At 69.6% G+C, this 25770-nt stretch carries 25 protein-coding genes; 11 read left to right on the top strand and 14 right to left on the bottom strand.

Annotation, left to right across the window (positions count from 1 at the left end; all coding sequences use genetic code 11):
• Positions 1-60: 60 nt before the first annotated feature.
• Complete coding sequence (locus ACJ7VY_RS07940) at positions 61-543, bottom strand: glutathione peroxidase (protein WP_293758081.1); 483 nt, start codon at positions 541-543, stop codon at positions 61-63.
• A 150-nt stretch (positions 544-693) separates the two neighbouring features.
• Here ACJ7VY_RS07940 and ACJ7VY_RS07935 point away from each other — a divergent pair, with 150 nt between their 5' ends.
• Complete coding sequence (locus tag ACJ7VY_RS07935; RefSeq protein WP_409476733.1) at positions 694-2862, top strand: M3 family metallopeptidase; 2169 nt, start codon at positions 694-696, stop codon at positions 2860-2862.
• Between the two features lie 110 nt (positions 2863-2972).
• Here the strand turns inward: ACJ7VY_RS07935 and cfa are convergent, their stop codons facing one another.
• From cfa to ACJ7VY_RS07920, 3 genes are read right to left on the bottom strand one after another with little or no spacing between them, the layout of a single operon-like run.
• Positions 2973-4088, bottom strand: coding sequence for a cyclopropane fatty acyl phospholipid synthase (gene cfa, locus ACJ7VY_RS07930; RefSeq protein ID WP_161614387.1), 1116 nt, complete (start codon positions 4086-4088; stop codon positions 2973-2975).
• Positions 4089-4104: 16 nt separating this feature from the next.
• The gene (locus tag ACJ7VY_RS07925; protein ID WP_104938731.1) at positions 4105-4938 is read right to left on the bottom strand and encodes a DUF3298 and DUF4163 domain-containing protein; all 834 of its coding nucleotides are present in this window, start codon (positions 4936-4938) and stop codon (positions 4105-4107) included.
• Between the two features lie 57 nt (positions 4939-4995).
• Positions 4996-5289, bottom strand: coding sequence for a GNAT family N-acetyltransferase (locus tag ACJ7VY_RS07920; RefSeq protein WP_312346638.1), 294 nt, complete (start codon positions 5287-5289; stop codon positions 4996-4998).
• Between the two features lie 201 nt (positions 5290-5490).
• Between ACJ7VY_RS07920 and ACJ7VY_RS07915 the strand changes: the two genes are divergently transcribed.
• Entirely contained in the window at positions 5491-5658 is a 168-nt protein-coding gene (locus ACJ7VY_RS07915; RefSeq protein ID WP_312346636.1) for a hypothetical protein, read from the top strand.
• Between the two features lie 91 nt (positions 5659-5749).
• Here the strand turns inward: ACJ7VY_RS07915 and ACJ7VY_RS07910 are convergent, their stop codons facing one another.
• Positions 5750-6370, bottom strand: a complete 621-nt coding sequence (locus ACJ7VY_RS07910; RefSeq protein ID WP_104938730.1) for a rhomboid family intramembrane serine protease — start codon at positions 6368-6370, stop codon at positions 5750-5752.
• 2 nt (positions 6371-6372) lie between these two features.
• Positions 6373-7968 carry an oligopeptide:H+ symporter gene (locus tag ACJ7VY_RS07905; RefSeq protein ID WP_409476732.1) on the bottom strand — a complete coding sequence of 532 codons (1596 nt, stop codon included), beginning with the start codon at positions 7966-7968 and terminating at the stop codon, positions 6373-6375.
• Between the two features lie 147 nt (positions 7969-8115).
• On the opposite strand from ACJ7VY_RS07905, the gene ACJ7VY_RS07900 reads away from it, so the two are divergent.
• Entirely contained in the window at positions 8116-8925 is an 810-nt protein-coding gene (locus ACJ7VY_RS07900) for an endonuclease/exonuclease/phosphatase family protein (RefSeq protein WP_409476731.1), read from the top strand.
• A 90-nt stretch (positions 8926-9015) separates the two neighbouring features.
• Here the strand turns inward: ACJ7VY_RS07900 and ACJ7VY_RS07895 are convergent, their stop codons facing one another.
• Positions 9016-9627: a superoxide dismutase gene (locus ACJ7VY_RS07895; protein ID WP_161614384.1), complete on the bottom strand. Its 612-nt coding sequence runs from the start codon at positions 9625-9627 to the stop codon at positions 9016-9018.
• A 276-nt stretch (positions 9628-9903) separates the two neighbouring features.
• Between ACJ7VY_RS07895 and ACJ7VY_RS07890 the strand changes: the two genes are divergently transcribed.
• A complete protein-coding gene (locus tag ACJ7VY_RS07890) occupies positions 9904-10362 on the top strand; it encodes a ribonuclease domain-containing protein (protein WP_409476730.1) in 459 nt (152 codons plus the stop codon).
• Positions 10359-10802: a barstar family protein gene (locus ACJ7VY_RS07885; RefSeq protein ID WP_104938726.1), complete on the top strand. Its 444-nt coding sequence runs from the start codon at positions 10359-10361 to the stop codon at positions 10800-10802. Before ACJ7VY_RS07890 ends, ACJ7VY_RS07885 begins: the two co-directional genes overlap by 4 nt.
• Before the next feature lie 10 nt (positions 10803-10812).
• Here ACJ7VY_RS07885 and ACJ7VY_RS07880 read toward each other — a convergent pair whose 3' ends face one another.
• From ACJ7VY_RS07880 to ACJ7VY_RS07870, 3 genes are all read right to left on the bottom strand, one after another.
• On the bottom strand, positions 10813-11232 hold the full coding sequence (locus ACJ7VY_RS07880; protein ID WP_409476729.1) for a VOC family protein: 420 nt from the start codon (positions 11230-11232) through the stop codon (positions 10813-10815).
• Positions 11233-11394: 162 nt separating this feature from the next.
• Entirely contained in the window at positions 11395-13296 is a 1902-nt protein-coding gene (locus tag ACJ7VY_RS07875; protein ID WP_409476728.1) for an ATP-binding cassette domain-containing protein, read from the bottom strand.
• Between the two features lie 24 nt (positions 13297-13320).
• A complete protein-coding gene (locus ACJ7VY_RS07870; RefSeq protein ID WP_409476727.1) occupies positions 13321-14226 on the bottom strand; it encodes a LysR family transcriptional regulator in 906 nt (301 codons plus the stop codon).
• A gap of 97 nt (positions 14227-14323) precedes the next feature.
• Here ACJ7VY_RS07870 and ACJ7VY_RS07865 point away from each other — a divergent pair, with 97 nt between their 5' ends.
• Positions 14324-15379 carry a YeiH family protein gene (locus ACJ7VY_RS07865; RefSeq protein ID WP_409476726.1) on the top strand — a complete coding sequence of 352 codons (1056 nt, stop codon included), beginning with the start codon at positions 14324-14326 and terminating at the stop codon, positions 15377-15379.
• A 62-nt stretch (positions 15380-15441) separates the two neighbouring features.
• The gene (gene dbpA / locus ACJ7VY_RS07860) at positions 15442-16818 is read left to right on the top strand and encodes an ATP-dependent RNA helicase DbpA (RefSeq protein WP_409476725.1); all 1377 of its coding nucleotides are present in this window, start codon (positions 15442-15444) and stop codon (positions 16816-16818) included.
• A gap of 142 nt (positions 16819-16960) precedes the next feature.
• On the opposite strand, the gene ACJ7VY_RS07855 is transcribed toward dbpA, so the two are convergent.
• From ACJ7VY_RS07855 to ACJ7VY_RS07845, 3 genes are all read right to left on the bottom strand, one after another.
• On the bottom strand, positions 16961-17491 hold the full coding sequence (locus tag ACJ7VY_RS07855) for an adenine phosphoribosyltransferase (RefSeq protein ID WP_161614376.1): 531 nt from the start codon (positions 17489-17491) through the stop codon (positions 16961-16963).
• A gap of 23 nt (positions 17492-17514) precedes the next feature.
• On the bottom strand, positions 17515-19074 hold the full coding sequence (locus ACJ7VY_RS07850; protein WP_409476724.1) for a protein adenylyltransferase SelO: 1560 nt from the start codon (positions 19072-19074) through the stop codon (positions 17515-17517).
• A 201-nt stretch (positions 19075-19275) separates the two neighbouring features.
• Entirely contained in the window at positions 19276-19485 is a 210-nt protein-coding gene (locus tag ACJ7VY_RS07845) for a cold-shock protein (protein WP_054665293.1), read from the bottom strand.
• A gap of 316 nt (positions 19486-19801) precedes the next feature.
• On the opposite strand from ACJ7VY_RS07845, the gene ACJ7VY_RS07840 reads away from it, so the two are divergent.
• The 4 genes from ACJ7VY_RS07840 to ACJ7VY_RS07825 all read left to right on the top strand — a co-directional run bounded on the left by ACJ7VY_RS07840 (position 19802) and on the right by ACJ7VY_RS07825 (position 24264).
• Positions 19802-20275, top strand: a complete 474-nt coding sequence (locus ACJ7VY_RS07840) for a YaiI/YqxD family protein (protein ID WP_313231744.1) — start codon at positions 19802-19804, stop codon at positions 20273-20275.
• Between the two features lie 60 nt (positions 20276-20335).
• On the top strand, positions 20336-20884 hold the full coding sequence (locus ACJ7VY_RS07835; protein ID WP_104938722.1) for a YaeQ family protein: 549 nt from the start codon (positions 20336-20338) through the stop codon (positions 20882-20884).
• Between the two features lie 26 nt (positions 20885-20910).
• A complete protein-coding gene (locus ACJ7VY_RS07830; protein ID WP_409476723.1) occupies positions 20911-22095 on the top strand; it encodes an NAD(P)/FAD-dependent oxidoreductase in 1185 nt (394 codons plus the stop codon).
• A 93-nt stretch (positions 22096-22188) separates the two neighbouring features.
• Positions 22189-24264 (top strand): EAL domain-containing protein, encoded by a 2076-nt coding sequence (locus ACJ7VY_RS07825; RefSeq protein ID WP_409476722.1) that lies wholly within the window; start codon positions 22189-22191, stop codon positions 24262-24264.
• A 75-nt stretch (positions 24265-24339) separates the two neighbouring features.
• On the opposite strand, the gene fabV is transcribed toward ACJ7VY_RS07825, so the two are convergent.
• Entirely contained in the window at positions 24340-25602 is a 1263-nt protein-coding gene (fabV, locus tag ACJ7VY_RS07820) for an enoyl-ACP reductase FabV (protein WP_409476721.1), read from the bottom strand.
• Positions 25603-25770 lie beyond the last annotated feature (168 nt).

Genomic DNA, 25770 nt, shown 5'->3' with positions numbered 1-25770 from the left:
CAGGACACCCGGCAGGTAACAGCCGCCGGCGACGCGACCCCGGCCTGAGCGGCCGGCGGCTCAGCCCAGCGCCGCCCGGATATCGCCTTCCAGCGACTCCGGGCGCGCGGTGGGCGCATAGCGGGCGATCACCCGGCCGTCGCGCCCGACCAGGAACTTGCTGAAATTCCACTTGATCGCGGCGATTCCCAGCGCGCCGCGCTTCTCGCGCTGCAGCCAGCGCCACAGCGGGTGCGCGCCGGCGCCGTTGACCTGCAGTTTGGCCGACATCGGGAAGCTGACCCCGTAATCGAGACTGCAGAACGCCTGGATCGCGGCCGCGTCGCCCGGCTCCTGGTGGCCGAACTGGTCGCAGGGGCAGCCCAGCACCACCAGCCCCTGCGCCGCGTACTGGCGCCACAGCCGCTCCAGCCCCGCGTACTGCGGGGTGAAGCCGCAGCGCGAGGCGGTATTGACCACCAGCAGCACCTTGCCGGCGTAGGCCGACAGCGGCAACGGCGTGCCGTCCAGGGCGGTGAGTTCGAAATCGGTGGCAACGGTCACGGCAGGCTCCAGGCGGAGCTCCAGCGTACGCCATTCGCCGGCATGGCTTTGCAGCAGCAGGCGTTCCGCCGCAACCCTGCCATTCGACACACCCGCCGGCGGGGCCGCCGGGTTACCCTGAAGGTTCAGCATTTTCCGGAGTTTCCGACCTTGAACACCCGTCTTGCCCTCGCCCTGGCCGTGTCCCTGGGCGTCGCCGTGCCGGCCTACAGCCTGGCCGCGAACGCCGCCACCGGGCAAACCGCCCAGCAGGCCAACCCGTTCTTCGCCGAGAGTCCGCTGCCCCTGCACTACCCGCAGTTCGACAAGATCAAGGACGCCGATTTCGCCCCCGCCTTCGACGCCGGCATGAAGCAGCAGCTCGAGGAAGTGGAGGCCATCGCCAACAACCCGGCGCCGCCGACCTTCGACAACACCCTGATCGCGCTGGAAAAGAGCGGCGCCATCCTCGACCGCGCCACCACCGTGTTCTTCTCGCTGATCGGCGCCGACACCAATGACGCGCGCAAGCAGCTGCAGGCCGACTACTCGGCCCGCTTCGCCGCCCACAGCGACGCGATCAACCTCAACGGCAAGCTGTTCGCACGCATCGAAACCCTCTACAACAACCGCGCCAAGCTGGGCCTGGACGCCGAAGGCCTGCGCCTGGTCGAGAAGTACCACGACAACTTCGTGCGTGCCGGCGCCAAGCTGTCCGACGCGGACAAGGCCAAGCTCAAGGACATGAACGCCGAGCTGGCGCGGCTGGGCACCAAGTTCAGCCAGAACGTGCTGGCCGAGGTCAACGCCTCCTACATCGTGGTCGACGATGCCAGTCAGCTCGATGGCCTGTCGGCCGAGCAGATCGCCGCCGCCGCCGAAGCCGCCAAGGCGCGCAAGCTCGACGGCAAGTACGTCATCGCCCTGCTCAACACCACCGGGCAGCCGGCGCTGACCAACCTGACCAACCGCGACCTGCGCCGCCGCATCTACGAGGCGTCGGTGTCGCGCGGCAGCAAGGGCGGCGAATACGACAACACCGCGCTGGTCTCGCGGATCATGACCCTGCGCGCGCAGAAGGCCGCGCTGATGGGCTTCGCCAACTACGCCGCCTATGGCCTGGGCAACCAGACCGCCAAGACCCCGGAGGCGGTCAACGCCATGCTCGGCCAGCTGGCCCCGGCCGCCGTGGCCAACGCCAAGCGCGAAGCCGCCGACCTGCAGGCGATGATCGACGCCGAGCAGAAGGCCGCCGGCAAGCCGGGCTTCGAGCTGCAGCCGTGGGACTGGGCTTTCTACAGCGAGAAGGTGCGCCAGGCCAAGTACAACTTCGACGAATCCCAGCTCAAGCCCTATTTCGAGCTGAAGAACGTGCTGGAGAACGGCGTGTTCTTCGCCGCCGGCAAGGAGTTCGGGCTGAGCTTCAAGCAGCGCACCGACCTGCCGGTGTACCACGACGACGTCACCGTCTATGACGTGTTCGACGCCGACGGCAGCCAGCTGGCGATCTTCATCTTCGATCCGTACGCGCGCGAGTCCAAGCGCGGCGGTGCGTGGATGAACGCCTACGTGTCGCAGTCGGGCCTGACCGGCAACAAGCCGGTGGTGGCCAACCACCTGAACATCCCCAAGCCGCCGGCCGGCAAGCCCACGCTGCTGACCTGGGACGAGGTGACCACCACGTTCCATGAGTTCGGCCACGCCCTGCACGGCATGTTCTCCAACGTGAAGTACCCCTACTTCTCGGGCACCGCGGTGCCGCGCGACTTCGTCGAGTTCCCGTCGCAGGTGAACGAGATGTGGGCCGACGAACCGACCATCCTGGCCAACTACGCCAAGCACTACCAGAACGGCTCGGCGATGCCGCAGGCGCTGCTGGACAAGGTGATCGCCGCGTCCAAGTTCAACCAGGGCTTCGCCACCACCGAGTACCTCGGCGCGGCCATGCTGGACCAGAGCTGGCACCAGATCGGCGTCGACCAGGTCCCGGCCCCGCAGGACGTGGTCAAGTTCGAGCACGAGGCGCTGGTCAAGGACGGCATCTACTACGCGCCGGTGCCGCCGCGCTACCGCACCACGTACTTCAGCCACATCATGGGCGGCTATTCGGCCGGCTACTACGCCTACATCTGGTCCGAGGTGCTCGACGCCAACACCCAGAAGTGGTTCCGCGACAACGGCGGCCTGTCGCGCGCCAACGGCGACCATTTCCGCAAGACCCTGCTGTCGCGCGGTGGCAGCGTCGATGCGATGGAACTGTTCCGCAACTTCGCCGGCCACGAGCCGCAGATCGGGCCGCTGCTGGAGAAGCGTGGCCTGACCGGCGCCGAAGGCAAGTAAGCCCTCCGGCCGCGGTCCGCGCAAAGCCGCCCGGTTCGCCGGGCGGCTTTGTTTTTGCCGCGCCGCTGGCACGCCGATGACCGCGGCGGCGGGGTATGCGCCGGGGGCGGCTAGCGCGGGGCGACGTACCCGCCCGCCACCCCGCGCGGCGACAGCACCAGCTGCCACAGCTGCGCATGGCGGGTCCGGAAGCTCGCCATCGAGGCCGCCAGGTAGAAGCGCCACATGCGCCGGAAACGCTCGTCATAGCGCGGATCGAGCTGCTCCCACGCCGCCTCCACGTTGTCCCGCCATGCCTGCAGCGTGCGGTCGTAGTCGGTGCCGAAGTTGTGCCAGTCCTCGAGCACGAACAGCCCTTCCATCGCCGCGGTGATCTGCGCGGCCGAGGGCAGCATCGAGTTGGGAAAGATGTAGCGCGCGATCCACGGGTCGGTGCGCTCGCGGCTGACATTGCTGCCGATGCTGTGCAGCAGGAACAGCCCGTCCTCGCGCAGGCAGCGCCGCGCCACCTCGAAGTAGCCGCGGTAGTTCTTGACCCCGACATGCTCGAACATGCCCACCGACAGGATCGCGTCGAACGGTTCGTCCAGCTCGTGGTAGTCCTGCAGGCGGATCTCCAGCGGCAGGCCGGCGCACAGTCCGCGGGCGAACTCGGCCTGTTCCCGGGAGATGGTGATGCCCACGCCTTCCACGCCATGGTGCTGCGCAGCGTACTTCAGCGCTTCGCCCCAGCCGCAGCCGATGTCAAGCACGCGCATCCCGGGGCGCAGGCCGAGCTTGCGGCAGATCAGGTCGAGCTTGGCCGCCTGCGCGTCATCGAGGTTGCCGGCGTCGCGCCAGTAGCCGCAGCTGTAGACCAGGCGCTTGCCGAGCATGGCCCGGTACAGGTCGTTGCCGAGGTCGTAGTGGCGCTTGCCGACCTCATAGCTGCCCTGCCCGGCCTGCAGGTTGAACAGCCGTGCCTTGAGCGCGTCCCAGACCTCGCCGCCACCATGCACGCGCTCGTCCAGCCGCGCCTCCAGCAGGTGGGCCAGGAACGCGTCGAGCGAACGCGCCTGCCACCAGCCGTCCATGTAGCTCTCGCCCAGGCCCAGCGAGCCGTCGGCCAGCACCCGCGCGTGGAAGCGCGGGTCGAGGATGTCGATGTCCTGCGGGCGTCCCCCGCCGGGGGTGATGCCCGCCTCGTGCAGCAGTGCCTCGACGCGTCGTTGCAGCCCTGCATCCATCGCTGGCCTCCACGGTTCAGGGGTGTGCGAACAGCTCCCGGTAACCGGCGGCCACGTGCGGCAACAGCACGGACGCCGGAACGTCCACGGTCTGGGTGCCGTCCGAGTATGGACCGACCTGGTAGGGAGGGAACACGAAGCGCAGCGCGGCGATGCGCCCGGCGGCGTCCATCACCGGTTCGAACTGCGCGAAGTTGGCGGCATCGGCGGTGGTGCCCTGGTCGATCATCTTGGACAGGTTGCGAACCTGCGCCTGCTGCTCTTCCGGGGTCATGTCCTCGCCCTGGGCGCGGACCATCGCCTGCTCCAGCAGCTTGTCGCGGGTGTAGTCGCTGACCGCCTGCCAGCCCCTGGGCGAATCGACCAGCGCCTGCGCGGTCAGCAGTTCCTGCCGTTCCGGCAGCCAGACGAAGCGCGCCACCAGCGGCTGCCCGTGCGCGCCGCCGGTATAGCTGCTGCCTTCGGCCGACACCGCCACCACCTTCGGGGTGTTCACGGCCATGTCGAAGGCCAGCGACAGTTCGTAAGGCGCGGTAGGGGTGTCGTTGCCAAGCTCGTCCACCGCCTTGAGCAGCTCGGACCGGGCATGTTCGGCATAGTCGGACAGGGCCTTGGCAAGACCGGGGTAGGCGTTGGCGGCAGGCGGGTAGCTGATGCCCAGCACGTAGCGGGCATTGGTGTCGATCACGTCATGCAGCTCCACCGCCACCGGCGCGGCATCGGCAGGTGCCTCCGCCACCGGCGCCGCGTCCGGCGCGGCCACCGGTGCCTGCGCCTCGTGTTTCCCGCATCCTGCCATCGCCAGTGCGATCAATGCCGCCGCACAGGCTCCCTGTCCCGACCTTTTCATGTCCTTTCCCTTGTGGATGGATCGCGCGGCTCCACCCGGAGCCGCGTCCGCCGCGGATTATCCCAGCAGGTCCGCATATTCTCCATGACGCTGCATGAAGGCCACCGCATAGCTGCACTCGGGGATCACCTTGAGGCCGGCCGCGCGCGCATGCGCCAGTGCCGCCCGGGTCAACCACGCGGCGATGCCGCGGCCGCCGATGGCGCCGGGCACGCCGGTATGGGTGATCACCATCGCGTCGCCGCGCCGCAGGTAATCGAGCACCGCCGGGTGGCCGTCCACGACCACGCTGAAGCGGTGCGCGGCGGCATCGTGCGCCACCGGTGGAAGCGCGGTGTCATCATGGCTCATGGCAGGGCTCGCCGGACGGGGTAGCCCATTGTGCCGCGGTCACGCGCCGGTGTGACGTGAAAAGCGCGGCGCACCGCCGCGGGACGTCACTTTTCGACCGGCCACCGGGCGCCCAGCGGCCGGTCGCCCTTCGCCACGGCGGGCGGAGCGGCTGGCACGCGGTTTGCTGCGGGACATGGACGTTTTTCCGCTCGCCGTCCCATGCCCGTACCGTTCGACGCTTCGCACCCGCTGCCCCCCGACGACCCCGATGCACTGCTGCTTGAAGGCCTGTTCCAACTGGCTTTCAACGGCGAGACCCAGGGCTGGGAGTTCAAGAAGATCGACGAGGAAGTGCACGCCCGCCTGCTGGCGGCCTACGCCACCTAGTACGGCCGGCCGCGACCGGTGCTGGCCACGGCCCCGCCTGGGCCCTGTCCCGGTGACGGCGCGCCGCACCGTCCCGGGCCGGTGGCGTGCGTCAGCGCCCGAAGCGCGGGTTCATCAGCTGCTCCAGGAACACCTGCAGCACCTGCGGTTCCATGAACAGCATGAACATCACCCCGAACGCGGCACCGGCCAGGTGCGCGCTGTGGTTGACGTTGTCGTTGCCGCGCTTGTCCATCCAGATGCTGTAACCGACGTAGAACACCCCGTAGAGGATCGCCGGCGCCGGAATGAAGAACACGAAGATCAGCGACCACGGGGAAATCAGGATGAAGGCGAACAGCACCGCCGACACCGCGCCGGACGCGCCCAGGCTCAGGTAGTTCGGGTTCTTCTGGTTCTTCAGGTAGCTGGGCAGGATCGAGACCACCAGCGCCGCCACGTAGAACAGCGGGTAGGTCCACCAGTTGCCGGTGACGCGCAGCATGATCTGTTCGATCAGCCGCCCGAAGAAGAACAGCGTGACCATGTTGAACAGCAGGTGGGCGAAATCGGCATGGATGAAGCCGTAGGTCACCAGCCGGTCGTACTGGCGATGGCGGTCCACCGCCGGCGGCCACAGGATCAGCCGGTCGGCGAGCTTGCGGTTGCTGAAGGCCAGCCACGAGACCAGGCTGGTGACGGCGATCAGCAACAGGGTTATCGGTCCTTGCATGGTCAGGCTGCCCGGTAGTTGTCGACCATCCTGTAGCGGCGCGCGTACAGGCCGAACGCCAGGGCCGCGACGAACGCGAAGCCGGCGAAGAAGAACATCAGGAACGCCGCCTCGCTCAACCCGGTGCCGGCGATGCGCGCGGTCACCGTGTCGTTGCGCACCGCCGCGTTGGACAGCAGCACCCACAGGTTGCCGATGGTGGTGGTCAGGTTCCAGAAGCTCATGACCACGCCCTTCATCGACGCCGGGGCCTGGCTGTAGGCGAACTCCAGGCCGGTGGCCGACACCAGCACCTCGCCGAAGGTCAGCAGCGCATAGGGCAGGATCTGCCAGAAGATGGACAACGCGTCGCCGCCGTCCATCGCCACCTGCAGGCCGCCCACCACCACCCAGGCCAGGCCGCTGAAGGCGATGCCGGCGGTCATGCGCCGCAGCGCGGTCGGCTCGAAGCCGAAGCGGCGCAGCATCGGGTACAGCACCAGGTTGTTGAACGGAATCAGGATCATCACCAGCAGCGGGTTGATCGCCTGCATCTGCGAGGCGGTGAACCAAGCCGGCATGGTCATCTGCTGGCCCTGCAGCACCCAGGTCGAGGCCTTCTGGTCGAACAGCGAGAAGAACGGCGTGGTCAGGGCGAAGATCACCAGCACCTTGAGCACCGAGCGCACGCCTTCCACCGCGCTGTCCGGATGCGCGCCGCGGGCGCGGTCCAGCTGCAGCATGGTGCCGCCGCCGATGCCGGCCAGCAGTGCCACCAGCGCCAGGCACAGGTAGATCACCACGCCCAGCCCGCCTTCATGCAGCCCGCCCAGGGTCAGCGCCGCCAGCACCAGCGCCCACAGTGCCAGCGCGATGCCGGCCAGCGCCACCAGCAGCCCGGCATTGCCCTGCCCCGGTGCGCGCGCCAGCAGCGCGGTACGCACCACGTTGGCGAACGAATGCGGGTCCTTCGGCGGCAACGGCACCAGCACGTAGCGCCTGCGCCCCAGCCAGAACACGAACGTGGCGATGAACATCAGGATGCCGGGGATGCCGAACGCCCACTGCGGCCCCAGGTTCTTCAGCGCCAGCGGGATCAGCAGCGAGGCGAACAGCGAACCGAAGTTGATGATCCAGTAGAAGGCATCGAAGACGATCTTGGCCAGGTGCTTGTTGCCCTGGTCGAACTGGTCGCCCATGAACGAGGCCACCAGCGGCTTGATGCCACCGGCACCGAACGCGATCAGGCCCAGGCCGAGGAAAAAGCCCTCGCGGCTGTTCTCGAACAGCGCCAGGCACAGGTGGCCGGCGCAGTAGACCAGGCTGAACCAGAGGATGGTGCGGTACTTGCCGAAGAAGCGGTCGGCCAGCCAGCCACCGAGCAGCGGGAAGAAATACACGCCGATCATGAAGCTGTGCATGATGTCCTTGGCCTCGCCGGCACGGCCGTCGGCGGTCAACTCCTGCAGCAGCAGCGAGGTGATCAGGAACTGCACCAGGATGTTGCGCATCCCGTAGAAGCTGAAGCGCTCGCAGGCTTCATTGCCGATGATGTAGGGAATCTGGCGGGGCATGCCGGCCTTGCCGGCGGGGGCTGCTGCCACGTCGTTGCTCGTCATCTGTAAGGCGATCCTGCGAATGCAAAGGGAGCAAGGGTAACGCAAGCGGCCGCCCGCGCGCCCGCGGCAGCGCACGACGACGCGCCTGCACGGGCCCTCGACAGCGCCGCGCGCTAGCATGGCCGCCAGTCCGTACTGGTCGTCGCAATGAAGCACTGGGGCTGTCTGGCGCTGCTCGCCTTGTCTTTCGCCGTGGCCGCCGAGCCCGCCCCGCCGGTGCTGCGGATCGCCAGCCTGCGGCTGCCCCAGGACAGCGCGCAGTGGGAGCGCCAGCGCGGGCGGATCCTGGACCTGCTGGCGGACCTGCGCGCGGACGTGATCGCGGTGCAGGACGTGCGGCAGTCGCCGGGCGCACCCAACGCCGCCTGCTGGCTGGCCACCCGGCTCAGCTACAGCTGCGACTTCATCACCGCCGACCCGCCCAGCCATGCGCAGCGCCGCGGCAGCGCGCTGCTGGCCGGACTGGACGTGATCGAGGACGGGCTGACCCTGCTGCATGGCCCGGGGCAGCTGACCGCCGCTGGCATGCAGCGTGCGCGGCTGCAGCGGCAGGCGGTCAATATCTACGTCGCGCGCATCGCCCCGGAGGGCAACGACCCGGAGGTGCGGGCACGGCAGGCGGCGGACCTGCTCGCCTGGATCGGCGCGACCGACGCGGACCAGCCATCGCTGGTCGTGGGCGAGTTTTCGGCGCCCACCGACGAACTGGTCCGGCAACTGCCGGGCTTCCAGCCGGCACGGCGGAACCCCTCGGCGCGGCAGCCGGCCGCCGCCGGCACGTCCGGGGGCCGCCCGCATGGCCTGGACGTGCTCTACCAGGTGCGCAGCTTCGCCGACGTGGCCCAGCAGGCAGTGGCGCTGGCACCCACCGGCGAGGAACCGGCGCCGCTGGTGCTGGGGGTGATGACCACCCTGCGCCTGATCGGCGAAACGCCGGCCGATCCACCGGCGCCGTGAACGGCGAAGCCGGACGTTTCCGCCCGGCTTCGTTCGTCACCCATGCGCGGGACGGGGACCTGCCCCGCCCGCGTCGATCACCGCGACCGGTCAGGCCACGGCTTCCTCGTAGCGGCGTTCCACTTCCTTCCAGTTGATCAGGCTGTAGAAGGTCTCGATGAACTCGGCGCGGCGGTTCTGGAACTTCAGGTAGTAGGCGTGTTCCCACACGTCGATGGTCAGCACCGGGGTACGGCCCTCCATCAGCGGGCTTTCCTGGTTACCGGTCTTCTCCACCACCAGCTTCTTGTCGGCGGTCACGCTCAGCCACGCCCAACCCGAACCGAACTGGGTCAGCGCGGCCTTGGTGAAGGCCTCCTTGAACTTGTCGAAACCGCCGAGCTGCTCGTCGATCGCCTTGCCCAGCGCGCCACCCGGGGTGCCACCGGCGTTCGGGCCGATCACGTCCCAGAACAGCGAGTGGTTGCCGTGGCCGCCGCCCTGGTTGCGGACGCCCTGCTGCAGGTTCTCCGGCAGGGTCTTGACCTTGCGCAGCAGGTCGTCGATGGGCAGGTCGGCGTACTCGGTGCCCTCGACCAGCGCATTGAGGTTGTTGACGTAGGTCTGGTGGTGCTTGGAGTAGTGGATCTCCACCGTGGCCGCATCCATGTACGGTTCCAGCGCGTCGTAAGCGTAGGGCAGCTTGGGCAGGGTGTAGGCCATGAGGATTCTCCTTGGGTGTGATGCCTGGGTTCGGGGGCCCGGCGCATGCCGGGCAGTGCACCGGCAATGGTAGGCAGGAAGCGGCAACTTACCAAGGTCGATGTAAAGGAAACTTCGTCCTGCCGTGGGTACAAACCTCACGCGCGCCGCGAAATCCGCGTGTTCCACGCGCCGGCACGGCACAGCGCCCGCCATCGCCGGCCGATGGCCCGCGTTCAAGAAAAACCGCGCGCAGGCGCGATAATCGCCCTTTGCTCGCGACACAGGCCCCGCTCCATGCGCAAACCGTTGCTTCTGCTCACCGCCGTGGTCGTGCTGGTGGCCGGCCTGTGGGCCATGCGCACGCTGCAGCAGCCACCGCACCCGCAGTTCGCGCCGGCGCTGGGCCAGGCCGTTGCGCCGGAGCGCGCTGGCGAGCCGCGCCGGTCCGGCGCGGGCGACGCGCTGCCGGTCTTCCTGCCACCGGAGGCACACGACACCATCGCGCTGATCCTGCGCGGCGGCCCGTTCCCGCACCGCCAGGACGGCAGCGTGTTCGGCAACCGCGAACGGCGCCTGCCGCAGCGCCCGCGCGGCTACTACCGCGAGTACACCGTGCGCACGCCCGACCTCGGCCACCGCGGCGCGCGGCGGATCGTCACCGGCGGCGATCCGCCCGACGTCTGGTACTACACCGACGACCACTACGAGACCTTCCGTGATTTCCAGGTCCCGGCCAACGGAGGCGCGCAATGAGCGACAGCGGATTCGACATGGGCCTGGAGGACGTGGGCCAGGCCGGGGTCTATGGCGTGGCCCACGGCGATCTCGGCGGGCTGGCGGCGGCCGCGCGCGATGCCGGGCTCAAGGTGCTGCGCGTGGACCTGGAATCATGCACCGACAAGCGCACCCTGCTGCTGCGCATCGGCACCCAGCTGGATTTCCCGGCGGGCCGCGGCCGCAACTGGGATGCGCTGTCCGATGCGCTGCGCGACCTGTCCTGGCTGCCGGCCAGGGGCTATGCGCTGTTGTTCGGCGATGCCGGCGACCTGCGCGACGCCAGCCCGGCGGATTTCGACACGCTGCTGGATGTCCTCTCCGAAGCCGCGGCCAGCTGGGCCGCGGACAACGTGCCGTTCTGGGCGTTCTTCGAGTTGCCGCACGGTGGCGAAGCCGCGGCAACGGACGACCTCTGAGCCGGCGCCGTCAGCCCGGCGGCCGCGCGGGGCCCTTGAGCTCGATCACGTTGCCGTCCGGATCACTGAAATACAGCGACAGTCCGTCGCCCTCGGCGCCGAAGTTGACCTCCGCCGCGGCCGGCACGGCGACCCCATGGCGCCCCAGGTGGGCGACGATGCCCGCCTCGTCGAAGGGTTCGACCCGCAGGCACAGGTGATCCACGTTGCGCGCGCCCTGCCCCGGCGCGGCACCGCCACGGGCGCCCAGGGCGCCGTCCACGCTGACCAGGTCGATCATCGACGCGCCGGCGCGCAGGTGTACCAGGCCCAGGTGCGCGCGCCGCCTGACCACCTCGCAGCCGAGCACGGCCTGGTAGAAGGCGATGCTGCGCGACAGGTCGCGCACGCGGAACACCACATGGTCGATGCGCTGCACCGAAAACGGCATTTACATCGCATGCTCCATGCAGAAACCCGGGAAGCGGGGTCGATGACCGGCGCCTGTGCGCGGCGATTGTCACACGGCCGCACCCGCGGTTGGCGCGGCGCTGGAGGAACGCCGCGGTGGTGCGCCCACCCGTGCGCACCGCCGGCCGGGCGGCAGCCAGGCTCAGCCGTCGAGTTCTTCCCAGCGCGCGTAGGCCGCGTCCAGTTCCGCCTGCACCCGGGCCAACTGCTGGGTGTGCGCGCTGACCTCGGTGCTGGAACGGGTGTAGAACGCCGGGTCGTTCATCGCGCCGGTCAGGCCTTCCACGTCGCGCTCCAGCTGTTCGATCTTCGCCGGCAGCTGTTCCAGTTCGCGCGCGTCCTTGAAACTGAGCTTGCGCCTGGCCGGCGCCGGCTCGGCAGCGGCCGCAGGCGTGGTCGCCGGCTTCGCGGCCGGTACCGCCGTGGCCGAGGCCCTGGCCACGGCCATGCCGCTCTGCGCCGGCGCCGGGCGCTGGCGCAGCGAGTCGGTATAGCCGCCGACGTAATCGCCGACCCTGCCCTCGCCTTCCAGCACCAGGGTGGAGGTGACCACGTTGTCAAGGAAATCGCGGTCGTGGCTGACCAGCAGCAGGGTGCCGGTGTAATCGCCCAGCAGCTCCTCCAGCAGCTCCAGGGTCTCCACGTCCAGGTCGTTGGTCGGTTCGTCCATCACCAGCAGGTTGGACGGCTGCGCGAACAGCTTGGCCAGCAGCAGGCGGTTGCGCTCGCCGCCGGACAGGCGGGTGATCGGCGCCCGCGCTCGCTCGGGGGTAAACAGGAAGTCCTGCAGGTAGGCGTGCACGTGCTTGCGCTTGCCGTTGAGGTCGATGAAGTCCGCGCCCTCGGCCACGTTCTCGATCGCGCTCCAGTCCTCGCGCAGGGTGGCGCGGTACTGGTCGAAATAGGCGATCTGCAGGTTGGTGCCCTGGCGCACCTCGCCGGCGTCCGGCTGCAGTTCGCCCAGCAGCAGCTTGAGCAGGGTGGTCTTGCCGCTGCCGTTGGGGCCGATCAGGCCGATGCGGTCGCCGCGCAGGATCGTGGTCGAGAAATCCCTGATCATCACCCGCTCGCCGAACGCGAAGCTGACGTCCCTGACGTCGATGACCTTCTTGCCGGAATTCTCGCCCGAGGCCGCTTCCAGGCGGACATTGCCGCCCAGCTCGCGGCGCTGGCTGCGTTCCACGCGCATGGCCTTGAGCCGGCGCACGCGGCCTTCGTCACGGGTGCGGCGCGCCTTGATGCCCTGCCGGATCCACACTTCCTCCTGCGCCAGCAGCTTGTCGAAGCGTGCGTTCTCCTGCGCCTGCGCGTTGAGCCGTTCCTCGCGGCGGCGCGCGTAGTTGTCCCAGTCGCCCGGCCAGCTGGTCACCTGGCCGCGGTCGATCTCGACGATGCGGGTTGCCAGCGCACGCAGGAAGCGGCGGTCATGGGTGACGAACACCACGCAGCCGTTCCAGCCCTTGAGGAAGCCTTCCAGCCAGTCGATGGCCTCGATGTCCAGGTGGTTGGTCGGCTCGTCCAGCAGCAGTACGTCGGGCCCGGCGACCAGCGCGCGCGCCAGCAGCACGCGGCGTTTCATGCCGCCGGACAGGCGCCCGAACTCGGCATCGCCGTCCAGCTCCAGCTTGGTCAGGGTTTCGGACACGCGCTGGTCCAGCGCCCAGCCATCGGCGGCGTCGATCCTGGCCTGCACCTTGCCCATGGCATCGCCATCGAACACATCGGCATGGCTCAGCCGGTGGAACTCGGCCAGCCAGTGGCCGAGTTCACCCAGGCCATCGGCGACCACGTCGAACACGCTGCCGGCGGCGCCATGCGGTACCTCCTGCTCCAGGCGGGTGACGCGCACGCCCTGCTGGACGCGCACTTCGCCGTCGTCCGGCTTCAGTTCGCCGGCCATCAGCTTCATCAAGGTGGATTTGCCGGCGCCGTTGCGGCCGATCAGGGCGATGCGCTCGCCACTTTCGATCGACAGTTCGGCTTTCTCCAGCAACAACGGGCCGCCGACGCTGTAGTCGACGTTCTGCAGGGTGATCAAAGGCATGCGCGCATTGTACGGGAGCCGCGCTCAGGCGTCGGCGAACGTGCCCGGATCCAGCGCCAGCAGCCGCCGCAGGCTGGCCGCCACCGGCCTGCCCGGGTGCCGCAGCACCCACAGCTGCCGCCGCAGCGGCGGTAACGGCGTGGCCAGCACGTGCAGCCGGCCCAGCGCGATCAGATCGGCCACCGCGTGCCGCGACAGGCAGGCCAGGCCCAGCCCGGCGACGGCGCCCTGCTTGATCGCCTCGGTACCGCCGAGCTGCAGTACCTCGGCGAACCGGTGCAGGTGCGGCAGCAGCGCCTGCTCGGCCGCCTCGCGGGTGCCCGAGCCCGGCTCGCGCAGCAACCAGCAGGCGCCGCGCAGCCGCGCCATGTCCGCACCGGCCCGCAGTGCCGCCGCCTGCGGGTGGCGATCGCCGAACACGATTACCAGTTCGTCCTCGCGCCAGGGCGCCACGTCCAGCCCCGGCTCGTGGCACGGGCCCTCGATCAGGCCGATGTCCACCTCCAGGCGCTGCACCGCAGCGGCGACTTCGCGGGTATTGCCGATCACCAGGTCGACCCGGGCCTGGTCGTTGCGCTCGCGCAGGTCGGCGATGCGCGACGGCATCAGGTAGTTGCCGATGGTAGTGCTGGCGCCGACCCGCCAGCGCACCGGCGCGGCGGCCTCCCCGGCCCGGCCGTAGCGGCGCTCGATATCGTCCACGGCCGCCAGCAGCGCCCGTGCCTCGGGCAGCAGCGCACGGCCGTGGCCGTTGAGCACCAGCCGGCGTCCGACGCGGTCGAACACGGCCAGCCCGAGCAGGCTCTCCAGCTCGCCCAGGGCCGCACTCACCGCCGACTGTGACAGGCCGATGGCCTCGCCCGCAGCAGCGGTGGTGCCGGTTTCGGCGACGGCGGAGAAAATCTGCAGCTGGCGCAGGGAGAGATGCATTAACTACCCAAAATATCGTTTATCCATACGAATATTATCTGTTTTACAGATTATTAGCGTGGCGGCAGGATGGGCCATCTCCTCATAACCGTCCGTCATGAACACCGCCCTCCAGGGCCACGCCCCGGCCCGCCCACGTCGCCTCCCCGGCCTGCTGTTGACCGCCGCCATCGCCATGCTTTCCCTGTGGCTGGGTACCCTGCCGTGGCTGCAGGCCCATGGCATCAGTGCGCTGACGCTGGCGATCCTGCTCGGTATCGCCCTGGGCAACACCGCCTACGGCAGGCTGGCGCCGCGCACGGCGGCAGGCGTGGGCTTCTCCAAGGCGACCCTGCTGCGCGCCGGCATCGTCCTCTACGGCCTGCGCCTGACCGTGCAGGACATCGGCCAGGTCGGCGTCGCCGGGGTGCTGATCGACGCGCTGGTGTTGTGCTCCACCTTCGCCCTGGCGTGGTGGCTGGGCACCCGCGTGCTCGGGCTGGAGCGCAACACCGCGCTGCTGATCGGCGCCGGCAGCTCCATCTGCGGCGCCGCGGCGGTGATGGCCGCCGAGCCGGTGGTCAAGGGCCGCGCCGAGCAGGTTGCCATCGCCGTGGCCACGGTGGTCGTGTTCGGCACCCTGGCGATGTTCCTGTACCCGCTGCTGTACCAGTGGGGCCTGCATGCCGGCTGGATGCCGCTGGACGAGACCGGCTACGGCGTATTCACCGGCTCCACCGTGCATGAGGTGGCCCAGGTGGTCGCCGCCGGCCGCGCGGTCAGCCAGCCGGCCGCCGACGCGGCGGTCATCGCCAAGATGGTGCGGGTGATGATGCTGGCGCCGTTCCTGGTGGGCCTGTCGGCACTGCTGGCGCGCGGCCGCCGCGACCGCCAGGGCCCGCGCTCCAGGATCGCCGTGCCCTGGTTCGCGTTCGGCTTCATCGCCATGGTCGGCTTCAACTCGCTGCAGCTGCTGCCCGCCGGGCTGGTCGCCGCCCTGGTCGAGCTGGACACCGCGCTGCTGGCGATGGCGATGGCCGCGCTGGGCCTGACCACCCATGTCTCGGCCCTGCGCCAGGCCGGTCCGCGGCCGATGCTGCTGGCCGCGCTGCTGGCCGCCTGGCTGCTCGGCGGCGGCCTGCTGATCAACCTCGCGGTACGTGCGCTGTCCTGAATCGGGCGCGCCGCGGCGGCCGCCGGGGCGGCACGGCCCGCCGGCATCTGCGAAAATACGGCATGACCGATTTCTCCTCGTTGCCGCTGATCCCGGCCCTCGCACCCGGCATCGACGCGCTGGGCTATACCGCCATGACCCCGGTGCAGGCACAGAGCCTACCGCCCATCCTGGACGGGCGCGACGTGATCGCCCAGGCTCCCACCGGCAGCGGCAAGACCGCCGCCTTCGGCCTGGGCCTGCTGAACCGGCTCGACCCGGCCACCCTGCGTACCCAGGCGCTGGTGCTGTGCCCTACCCGCGAACTGGCCGACCAGGTCGGCCGGCAGCTGCGCAAACTGGCCACCGGCATCCCCAACCTCAAGCTGCTGGTACTGACCGGCGGCGTGCCGCTGGGCCCGCAGCTGACGTCGCTGGAGGCGCACGACCCGCAGGTGGTGGTGGGCACGCCCGGCCGCGTGCAGGAACTGGCGCGCAAGCGCGCGCTCAACCTCGGCCAGGTGCGCACGTTCGTGCTCGACGAAGCCGACCGCATGCTCGACATGGGCTTCGAGGAGCCCATCCGCGAGATCGCCGGGCGCACCCACAAGGAGCGGCAGAGCCTGCTGTTCTCGGCCACGTTCCCCGACGCCATCCGCGAACTGGCGCGCGCCCTGCTCGATGACCCGGTGGAAGTCACCATCGACGGCCAGCAGGAAGCCCCGGCGATCCAGCACCTGTTCTTCGAGGTCGAGCCGACGCACCGGCAGAAGGCGCTGGCCGGGCTGCTGCTCAGGTACACGCCCGAATCGGCGGTGGTGTTCTGCAACACCCGCAAGGACGTGGACGAGGTGGCCAATTCACTGCGCCAGTTCGGCTTCTCGGCGCTGGCCCTGCATGGCGACATGGAACAGCGCGACCGCGACGAGGTCCTGCTGCAGTTCGCCAACCGCAGCTGCAACGTGCTGGTCGCCAGCGACGTGGCCGCGCGCGGCCTGGACGTGGAAGAGCTGGCCGCGGTGGTCAACTACGAAATGCCCAGCGACCTGGACACCTACCGCCACCGCGTCGGCCGCACCGCCCGCGCCGGCCGCCGCGGCCTGGCGCTGAGCCTGGTCGCCGGCCGCGAGCGCCACCGCGCCGAAGCACTGGAAGCCGACCAGGGCAGCGCGCTGGACTGGCAGAAGACCCCGCTGGCCACCGCGCGCCCGGCACAGCTGCCGCAGGCGGCGATGACCACGCTGCGGATCGATGGCGGCAAGACCGACAAGCTGCGCGCCGGGGACATCCTCGGCGCGCTCACCGGCGATGCCGGGCTGTCGGCCAAGGCCATCGGCAAGATCGACATCTTCCCCACCCGCTCCTACGTGGCCATCGCCCGCGAGCAGGCCGGCAAGGCGGTGGCACGGCTGGAAGCGGGCAAGATCAAGGGCAGGCGCTTCCGCGTGCGCAAGCTGTAAGCCAGAACACGATCCTGCCCCTCCAGCGGACCCGGCTGGCATGAGGCCGCAGGTGCGGGGCTTGCCCCGCACGGAACCTGCCGGTGGAGCCTCGGTGCGGGGCAAGCCCCGCACCTGCCGACGCCTCACCACGAAGCCGCGTTCAATACACCAGCGTGGCCTGCAGCGGCAGCCCTGCCGGCCAGCGCGGGCGGCCGCCCAGCCCGTCCAGTTCCACCAGCACCGCCGCCCCCAGCACCTCGGCCTCCAGCCGCCGCGCCAGCAGCAGCGCCGCGGCCAGCGTACCGCCTGTGGCGAGCACGTCGTCGATCAGCAGCACCCGGGTGCCGGGGGCGATGGCACCGGCGCAGACCTCGATGCGGTCGCTGCCGTACTCCAGCGCGTACTCCTGGGCCAGGGTGGCGCCGGGCAGCTTGCCCGGCTTGCGCACCGGCACGAAGCCGGCGCCCAGTTCCAGCGCCAGCGCGGCGCCGAGGATGAAGCCGCGCGCCTCCACCCCCAGCACCGCCTGCACGCCGGCCGCGCGCCAGGGCTCGGCCATCGCCGCGATCGCCGCGCGGAAGCCATCGGCATCGGCCAGCAGCGGGGTGATGTCCTTGAAGCGGATACCGGGCCGCGGGAAGTCGGCCACGTCGCGGATCGTGCTGGACCAGTCGGGATAGGGGTTCGTCATCGGGTCATTCGGAAGGGAAGGAATCAGGAACTGCACGACAGCATGGCGCAGCCGGCGCGCGTACGCGCCCAGTCCGGACGCCGCCGGGCGAACGCTTCGCGGCCGGGCTGTTCGTCGCCGGGACGCTGCATCACCTCCAGCAGTTCGTCGATGCCGCCGCTGTCGCCCTGCTCGGCGCGGTCGATGGCCTGCTGCACCAGCCAGTTGCGCGGTACGTATTTTGGATTGGCCACCTGCATGACCCGGCGCCGCGCGGCGGCATCCAGCCCGGCCTCGCGCACGCGCGCGGCGTGGCACTGCAGCCAGTCCAGCAGGTCCGGCATCACTCGCTCGCGGCGCGCGGGCGAATAGAACGCACCCTCCAGCGCCGCCACGTCCGGTCGCTGCGGGTCGACGTCGAGCAGCGCCCGGAACGCCAGGGTCATGTCCATCTCGCCGGCGTGCAGCAGTGCCTGGAACCGGGCCATCAGCGCCTCGTCGCCCTCGCGGTAGTCACCCAGGCCGAGCTTGGCGACCAGATGGCCGCGGGCTTCGGCCGCGTAGCGCGCCTGGAACGCATCCAGCCCCGCCTGCAGCGGCGCCGCCTCCGCGAACAGCGGCGACAGCGCCTGCGCCAGCCGCACCAGGTTCCAGTACGCCACCTGCATCTGCGCGCCGAAACGGTAGCGGCGGCCCTGCGCGTCGGTGGTGTTCGGCGTCCAGTCCGGGTCGTAATCCTCGATCCAGCCATACGGGCCGTAGTCCAGGGTCAGGCCCAGCACCGACATGTTGTCGGTGTTCATCACCCCGTGCACGAAGCCCACCCGCATCCACTGCGCCACCAGCACTGCGGTGCGCGTGCAGATCCCGGCGAACCAGTCGGCATGGCGCGAGGGGCCGGGCGGCAACTGCGGAAAGTCGCGGTCGATGCAGAAATCCACCAGCTGCCGCAGCAGCGCCCGGTCGCCGCGTGCCGCCGGCAGCTCGAAGCTGCCGAAGCGCAGGAACGAAGGCGCCACCCGGCACACCACCGCGCCCGGCTCGCCGCGCGGATGGCCGTCGTAGAACATGTCGCGGACCACCGTCTCGCCGGTGGCGACCAGACTCAGCGCACGCGTGGTCGGCACGCCCAGGTGGTGCATGGCCTCCGAACACAGGAATTCTCGGATCGACGAGCGCAGCACCGCGCGGCCGTCCGCGCCGCGCGAATAGGGCGTTGGCCCGGCCCCCTTCAGCTGCAGCTCCCAGCGCCGGCCATCGGCCAGCAGCTCGCCGAGCGAAATGGCGCGGCCATCGCCCAGTTGCCCGGCCCAGTGCCCGAACTGGTGGCCGCCGTAATTCGCCGCCCATGGCTGCATGCCGGGGTACAACGCATTGCCGGCGAACACCGCGGCGAACTCCGGCGCCTGCACGGCCGCGCGGTCGAAACCCAGCATCGCCGGCACCTCCGGCGCATGCGCCAGCAGGCGCGGCGCCGCCACCGGAGTGGGCATGACCTGCGACCAGGCCGCGCCCGGCACCTCGCGCCGGCGCGATCCGGTTTCGGCGTCGCCGGGCAGTTCGCGCAGGAAACGGTTGTCGAAATGCAGCACCGGGGTAGTCATCGGTAGCAGATGGGGGCTGGGCCCGAGGTCACAAGCACGGCGGCGATGGCAGCCCGGTTTCCGGCACCCCGGCCGAAGGCCCCGGAGAGGCCGCCGTGCAGGGCGGGCGCAAAAACCGGCGGGAGCGCTGGCGCCATAAACAAAAACGCCGGAAGCTTTCGCTTCCGGCGTCGTGGCGACCTTGCGGTTGCGGGGGCTGGATTACAGCGCCTGCACCTGGTCAGCCTGCATGCCCTTCTGGCCCTGCACGGCGACGAAGGTCACCTTCTGGCCTTCCTGCAGCGACTTGAAGCCGGTGCCCTGGATGGCACGGAAGTGCACGAACAGGTCGGGGCCGCTTTCCGGGGTGATGAAACCAAAACCCTTGGCATCGTTGAACCACTTCACCGTGCCGGTCTGACGCTCAGACATTACAAACTCCTGGAACTATTGATTGGAAATCGCAGCCACCGGGGATCGGGGCCGAGACTGAGTTGCAGGCGTTGGTAAAACGGAACGATGAGCGGATCGGTGAGATCAGCTGCATCAGGCCACGATTCACGGTGACCCTTGCAAGCACAGTGGGGCGAAAGATACGCGGCTTTCCAGCAAAAAGCGACAAATACCGCATTCATCCGCACCGAAACCCCACCTCCCGGCAACAATCCCGCTAAATTCATTGGCTTGGCGCCCCGCATCGGGCGGCACCGGCCCGCCCCGGGCCCGCGCAGCGGCTAGACTGCGCGCCATGGAATCCACCCTTGCCGCCCCCTCCCCCCGCATCTGGGTGGACGCCGACGCCTGCCCGGCGGTCATCCGCGACATCCTGTACCGCGCCGCCGAGCGCACCCGGATCGAGGTGATCCTGGTCGCCAACCGCTGGCTGCAGACGCCCTCCTCGCGTTTCATCCGCGCCATGCAGGTCGCCGGTGGCCCGGACGTGGCTGACGACGCCATCGCCGAACGCGTGGCCGCCGGCGACCTGGTCGTCACCCAGGACATTCCGCTGGCCGCACGGGTGCTGGCCAGGGGCGCGGCCGCCGTGGACCCGCGCGGCGTGCCGTTCAGCCCCGACAGCATCGCCCAGCGCCTGTCGATACGCGATTTCATGGCCGAACTGCGCGGCGCGGGCGTGCAGACCGGCGGCCCGCCCAGCCTGCACGCGCGCGACCGCCAGGCCTTCGCCGCGCGCCTGGACCAGTGGCTGGCGCGGCAGCGCTGAAGCGCGGCCCGCCGCGGCTGCGCCCGCGCAGTAGAATGGCGGTCTTTGCCCCGTGATCCCATGGCCCTTACCGCCACCATCCGCAAGGCCGAGCTGCAGATCAGCGACATGGACCGCGGCTACTACGCGACCCACCACCTGACCCTGGCCCAGCACCCCTCCGAGACCGACGAGCGCCTGATGGTGCGCCTGCTCGCCTTCGCGCTGAACGCCGATGACCGCCTGGAGTTCGGCCGCGGACTTAGCACCGACGACGAACCGGACCTGTGGCAGCACGACTACACCGGCGACATCCTGCAGTGGATCGACCTGGGCCACCCCGACGAGTCGCGGGTGCGCAAGGCGTGCAACCGCAGCCGCCAGGTGCAGGTGATCAACTACGGCGGCAACGCCTCGGACATCTGGTGGCAGAAGCAGGGCAAGGGCCTGGCCCGCTTCGGCAACCTCTCGGTGGTGGACCTGGACGCCGGCTTCGTCGAGCGCTGGGGCCAGCAGATCCAGCGGGCGATGCGCTGGAGCGTGCTGATCCAGGACGGCGAGCTGCAGATCCTCAACGACCAGGTCCAGCTCGACGTCACCCCCGCCTGGCGCAAGCGCGCGGCGGCTTGAGTGGCGCGCTTGCGATGAGCCAGGGCATGGCTGCCCAGCACTGCGACGTGCTGGTGATCGGCGCCGGCGCGGCCGGCCTGATGTGCGCGCTTACCGCCGGCCAGCGCGGCCGCGTGGTGCAGGTGATCGACCACGCCAACAAGCCGGGCAAGAAGATCCTGATGTCCGGCGGTGGGCGCTGCAATTTCACCAACACCGGCACCACCGCCGCCAACTTCATTTCGGCCAACCCGCATTTCTGCAAATCGGCGCTGGCCCGCTACACCCCGGCCGATTTCATCGCCATGGTCGAGCGCCACCGCATCGCCTGGCACGAAAAGGAGCTGGGGCAGCTGTTCTGCGACATCTCCTCCAAGCTGATCGTGCGCATGCTGCTGGACGAATGCCAGCAGGCCGCGGTGCGGATCCGCACCGACTGCGCGGTGGAGGGCATCGAGCGTGGCGCCGACGGCTTCCGCGTGCGCACCGGCCACGGCCTGTTCCACTGCGCGTCGCTGGTGATCGCCAGCGGCGGCCTGTCCATTCCCAGCATGGGCGCCAGTGGCTTCGGCTACGAGGTCGCGCGCCAGTTCGGCCACGCGGTGCTGCCCACCCGCGCCGGGCTGGTGCCGCTGACCCTCAGCGGCAGGCACCAGGAACGGCTGGCCGACCTCAGCGGCGTGGCGCTGCCGGTGGAGGCGCGCTGCAACGGGCAGGCGTTCCGCAACTTCATGCTGCTCACCCACCGCGGGGTCAGCGGCCCGGCGATCCTGCAGATTTCCTCCTACTGGCAGCCCGGTGACGACCTGCGCCTGGACCTGCTGCCGGGCCATGACGCACTGCAATGGCTGCGCGGCATGAAACGCGAGCGCGGCGCCTCCGAACTGCGCACGGTACTGGCCGAGGTCATGCCCAAGCGGATGGCGCAGCGCCTGTGCGAGCACTGGCTGCCGGACCGGCCGGTGCGCCAGCTCGACGAGCCGCAGTTGAAACAGGCGGCGGCATTGCTGGCCGATTTCCCGCTGGTGGCCAGCGGCACCGAGGGCTACCGCACCGCGGAAGTGACCCTGGGCGGCGTGGACACGCGCCAGGTGTCGTCCTCCACCCTCGAATCGCGGCAGGTGCCGGGGCTGTATTTCGTCGGCGAGGTGCTGGACGTGACCGGGTGGCTGGGGGGCTACAACTTCCAGTGGGCCTGGGCCTCCGGGCACGCGGCCGGCCAGGCGGCCTGAGCCCGGCACAGGAACCGCGTCACAGGCAAGCGATCAGCGCATGGACGGCACCGCGGCCATGTTGTATTAAACCCGGTCAGAGGGGAGTCCTGAATGCAGAACGGCAAAGAATCAACCCTGCGCCTGCTGATCGTCGATGACAGCGCCGAGAACGCAGAGGCGATCGTCAGCACCTTGCGCAACAGCGGCATCGCCGTCCGCCCATACCGGCCGCAGGCACCGGCGGAACTGGCGGACATCGTGTCCAGCCAGGCCATCGACCTGGTGCTGTGCGCGCCGTCGCAGGTGATCCCGCAGCTGCTGCTCAGCCAGCAGATCGCCGCCAGCGGCAAGGACATCCCGGTGATCGCGCTGGCCGAGCAGGTGGACGAGCAGACGCTGGTGGAATCGGGTGCCAATGGCATCCGCGCCATTGCCCTGCGCCACCGGCCCGAGCACCTGCTGGCCGTGGTGCGCGACGAATGGACCGACCTGCAGGCCCGCCGCGGCCTGCGCCGCATCGAGGCGCAGATGCGCGAGACCGAGCGCCGCTGCGACGCGCTGATCGCCTCTTCGCGCGACCCCATCGCCTACATCCACGAAGGCATGCACATCCGCGCCAACGAGGCGTACCTGGAGATGTTCGGCTACGACGCGTTCGAGGACGTGGAAGGCATTTCGCTGCTGGACATGGTCGCGCCGCAGCATGTGGAGGATTTCAAGCAGCTGCTCAAGGCGCTGGGCAAGGGCGAGCCGCCGCCGCCGCAGTACGAGGTGCACGCGCGCAACCAGGATGGCGAGAGCTTCCCGGCGACGATGGAGTTCACCGCCGCCACCTACGAGGGCGAGTCGTGCTTCCAGGTGGTGTTCCGCCGCCGCGAGGAGTTCGACCCCGAACTGGCGCGCGAGGTCGAGGCGCTGCGCCAGCGCGACCAGGTCACCGGCCTGCTCAACCGCCCGACCTTCATGGTGCACCTGGAAAACGCCGTGGCCCAGGTCAGCCGCAGCGACGGCCAGTACGGCTTCCTGCTGGTGGAGCCGGACCACTACGCGCGGCTGCTGCCCGACATCGGGCTGGACTCGGCCGACGCACTGGTTGCCGCGCTCGGCCAGCATCTGGCCGCAACGCTCGGCGACGGCCTGTCGCTGGCGCGTTTCGGCGAGCACAGCTTCGCCATCCTCGCCCAGGGCGACTACGCGCACACCATGGGGCTGGCCGAACGCGTGCGCAGCGCCTTCGCCTCGCATGTGTTCAGCATCGGCGCACGCTCGGCGACGGTCACCGTCAGCATCGGCGGCGTGCAGGTCGGCGAAAAGATCGCCAGCGTCGGCCAGGTGCTGGCCCGCGCCAGCGACTGCACCCGCACCGCGACCGAACTGGGCGGCAACACGGTCAAGGTGTTCGACCCGGGGGCCGCCGACCGCGTCGAGGAAGAACGCATCCAGCGCTGGGTGGAGCTGATGCGCGGCGCGCTCGAGGGCGAGGGCTTCCAGCTGCGCTTCCGCCCGGTCATCAACCTCATGGGCGAGGCGATCCAGCTGTACGACACCTCGCTGCAGTTGCGCAACAACAACGAGATGGTGGGGCCTTCGACCTTCCTGCCGATCGCCGAGGACCAGGGCCTGCTGGCGCCGATCAACCGCTGGGTGGTCGGCCAGGCGATCCGTGCGCTGGGCGAGCGCCAGCGCGCCGGCCATCGCACCTGCATGATGGTGCGGATCACGCCCGAATCGTTCTCCGATCCGCAGCTGCTGGCGGTGATCCGCGACGGCCTGCAGGCCGAGGGCGTGTCCGGCGACCAGCTGTGGCTGCAGGTCCCCGAGGCCAAGGTGTTCACCCACCTGCGCAATGCCCAGCAGTTCCTGGCCGCGGCCTCGGCGCTGGGCTGCAAGGTCGGGCTGGAGCAGTTCGGTTCCGGGCTCGATTCGTTCCAGTTGCTGGCCCACTTCCAGCCGGGTTTCCTCAAGCTGGACAGCAGCTTCACCGCGGACCCGGCACTGGCCCGCGAGCAACTGCCCAAGATCCAGGAAATCACCACGCGCGCGCAGTCGCAGGACATCCGCACCATCGCCGAGTTCGTCTCCGATGCGGCGACGATGAGCCTGCTGTTCACCTCCGGCGTGGATTACGTGCAGGGCGACTTCGTCGGCCCCGCCGGCCCGGAGATGAACTTCGAGTTCAACGCGTAAGACCGTGCCGGCCAGCGCCGGCCCGCGTCACATGCGAATGCGAAAAGGCCGGCGTGGACGCCGGCCTTTTGCGTATCAGGTCAGGTCGACCAGATTCTCGATCTTCACGTCCGGGTTGACGTCGGCGTCATAGTCCACGCCGTCGATGCCGAAACCGAACAGGCGCAGGAAGTCGGCCTTGTAGCCGGCCAGGTCGCTGATCTCGTACAGGTTCTCGTTGGTCACCTGCGGCCACAGTTCGACCACCCTGCCCTGCACCTCCGGCGCCATTTCCTTGTAGTCGGCGCGCAGGCGGCCCTCCTCGTCCACCAGCGCGACGCTGCGGCCCTTGCCGTCGACCAGGTCGCGGCGGATGTGGTCGACGGCGTTGGCGCCGCCCTGCGGCCCGTTGTAGAGAATGTCGTACAGGGTGTCGAGCTGCTCGATGCAGCCTTCGTGGGTGCCCTCGTCCTTCATCACCTTGAACAGCAGCGACAGGTACAGCGGCATGGTCGGGATCGCCGAGCTGGCCTGGGTGACCACCGCCTTGAGCACCGACACGCGGGCGTCGCCACCGATGCCCTGCAGGCGGGCGCGGATGTCCTTGACCTTGGCGTCCAGGTCCTTCTTGGCGGCGCCGATGGAGCCGTTCCAGTAGATCGCCTGGGTGATTTCCTCGCCGACGTAGGTGAACGCGGTGGTGGTCGCGCCCGGTGCCAGCACCCCGGCTTCCAGCAGCGCGTCGATCCACATCTGCCAGTCTTCGCCGCCCATCACCTGCACGGTGCCGGCGATTTCCTCGGCGCTGGCCGGCTGCAGGGTGGTCTCGGTCAGCACTTCCTTGTCGGTATCCAGGCCGCGCAGCGTGATCGGCGCGCCGATCGGCTTGAGCGTGGAGCTGATCACCTCGCCGGTCTTCGGGTGCTTGCGGCGCGGCGATGCCAGGCTGTAGACCACCTGGTCGACCTGGCCCAGGTCGGCCTTGATGATCTCGATGACCTTGGCCTTGACCTCGTCGGAGAATGCATCGCCGTTGACGCTGCGCGCGTAAAGGCCGGCCTGGTGCGCGTACTTCTCGAACGCGGCCGAGTTGTACCACCCCGCCGTGCCCGGCTTGCTTTCGCTGCCCGGACGCTCGAAGAACACGCCCAGCGTGGCGGCGCCGCTGCCGAAGGCGGCCTTGATGCGCGCGGCCAGGCCGTAGCCGGTGGACGCACCGATCACCAGCACCTTCTTCGGGCCATGGGCGAGCCTGGGCTGCGCCTTGATGTAGTCGATCTGTTCCTTGACCGCCGCGTCGCAGCCGGCCGGATGGGTGGTGACGCAGATGAAGCCGCGCACACGCGGTTTGATGACCATGGAAACCTCGGTTGGATACGGGAAAACAGCGCCGCGGCACACGCCGGGCAGGCGCCGAACCGCGAGGATCGTAGTGTGCGCCCGCAGCGAAAACAACCGACGCCACCGCATGGAACCGGCACCTCGGCGGCGTCATCGCGGGCAGGCCGCAAACGGAAAGAGCCGCGC

This window comes from Stenotrophomonas sp. Y-13, assembly GCF_046267925.1.
Taxonomy (GTDB): Bacteria; Pseudomonadota; Gammaproteobacteria; order Xanthomonadales; family Xanthomonadaceae; genus Stenotrophomonas; species Stenotrophomonas acidaminiphila_A.
The sequence above is the reverse complement of the archived record's forward strand: the minus strand, read 5'-3'. Positions and strand labels throughout refer to the sequence as shown.

Bases quoted from the DNA above. Each gene is read 5' to 3' on its own strand.
- cfa (WP_161614387.1), bottom strand. From the start codon at position 4,088: ATGGATGCAGGGCTGCAACGACGCGTCGAGGCACTGCTGCACGAGGCG.
- ACJ7VY_RS07925 (WP_104938731.1), bottom strand. From the start codon at position 4,938: ATGAAAAGGTCGGGACAGGGAGCCTGTGCGGCGGCATTGATCGCACTG.
- ACJ7VY_RS07920 (WP_312346638.1), bottom strand. From the start codon at position 5,289: ATGAGCCATGATGACACCGCGCTTCCACCGGTGGCGCACGATGCCGCC.
- ACJ7VY_RS07915 (WP_312346636.1), top strand. From the start codon at position 5,491: ATGCCCGTACCGTTCGACGCTTCGCACCCGCTGCCCCCCGACGACCCC.
- ACJ7VY_RS07910 (WP_104938730.1), bottom strand. From the start codon at position 6,370: ATGCAAGGACCGATAACCCTGTTGCTGATCGCCGTCACCAGCCTGGTC.
- ACJ7VY_RS07905 (WP_409476732.1), bottom strand. From the start codon at position 7,968: ATGACGAGCAACGACGTGGCAGCAGCCCCCGCCGGCAAGGCCGGCATG.
- ACJ7VY_RS07900 (WP_409476731.1), top strand. From the start codon at position 8,116: ATGAAGCACTGGGGCTGTCTGGCGCTGCTCGCCTTGTCTTTCGCCGTG.
- ACJ7VY_RS07895 (WP_161614384.1), bottom strand. From the start codon at position 9,627: ATGGCCTACACCCTGCCCAAGCTGCCCTACGCTTACGACGCGCTGGAA.
- ACJ7VY_RS07890 (WP_409476730.1), top strand. From the start codon at position 9,904: ATGCGCAAACCGTTGCTTCTGCTCACCGCCGTGGTCGTGCTGGTGGCC.
- ACJ7VY_RS07885 (WP_104938726.1), top strand. From the start codon at position 10,359: ATGAGCGACAGCGGATTCGACATGGGCCTGGAGGACGTGGGCCAGGCC.
- ACJ7VY_RS07880 (WP_409476729.1), bottom strand. From the start codon at position 11,232: ATGCCGTTTTCGGTGCAGCGCATCGACCATGTGGTGTTCCGCGTGCGC.
- ACJ7VY_RS07875 (WP_409476728.1), bottom strand. From the start codon at position 13,296: ATGCCTTTGATCACCCTGCAGAACGTCGACTACAGCGTCGGCGGCCCG.
- ACJ7VY_RS07870 (WP_409476727.1), bottom strand. From the start codon at position 14,226: ATGCATCTCTCCCTGCGCCAGCTGCAGATTTTCTCCGCCGTCGCCGAA.
- ACJ7VY_RS07865 (WP_409476726.1), top strand. From the start codon at position 14,324: ATGAACACCGCCCTCCAGGGCCACGCCCCGGCCCGCCCACGTCGCCTC.
- dbpA (WP_409476725.1), top strand. From the start codon at position 15,442: ATGACCGATTTCTCCTCGTTGCCGCTGATCCCGGCCCTCGCACCCGGC.
- ACJ7VY_RS07855 (WP_161614376.1), bottom strand. From the start codon at position 17,491: ATGACGAACCCCTATCCCGACTGGTCCAGCACGATCCGCGACGTGGCC.
- ACJ7VY_RS07850 (WP_409476724.1), bottom strand. From the start codon at position 19,074: ATGACTACCCCGGTGCTGCATTTCGACAACCGTTTCCTGCGCGAACTG.
- ACJ7VY_RS07845 (WP_054665293.1), bottom strand. From the start codon at position 19,485: ATGTCTGAGCGTCAGACCGGCACGGTGAAGTGGTTCAACGATGCCAAG.
- ACJ7VY_RS07840 (WP_313231744.1), top strand. From the start codon at position 19,802: ATGGAATCCACCCTTGCCGCCCCCTCCCCCCGCATCTGGGTGGACGCC.
- ACJ7VY_RS07835 (WP_104938722.1), top strand. From the start codon at position 20,336: ATGGCCCTTACCGCCACCATCCGCAAGGCCGAGCTGCAGATCAGCGAC.
- ACJ7VY_RS07830 (WP_409476723.1), top strand. From the start codon at position 20,911: ATGGCTGCCCAGCACTGCGACGTGCTGGTGATCGGCGCCGGCGCGGCC.
- ACJ7VY_RS07825 (WP_409476722.1), top strand. From the start codon at position 22,189: ATGCAGAACGGCAAAGAATCAACCCTGCGCCTGCTGATCGTCGATGAC.
- fabV (WP_409476721.1), bottom strand. From the start codon at position 25,602: ATGGTCATCAAACCGCGTGTGCGCGGCTTCATCTGCGTCACCACCCAT.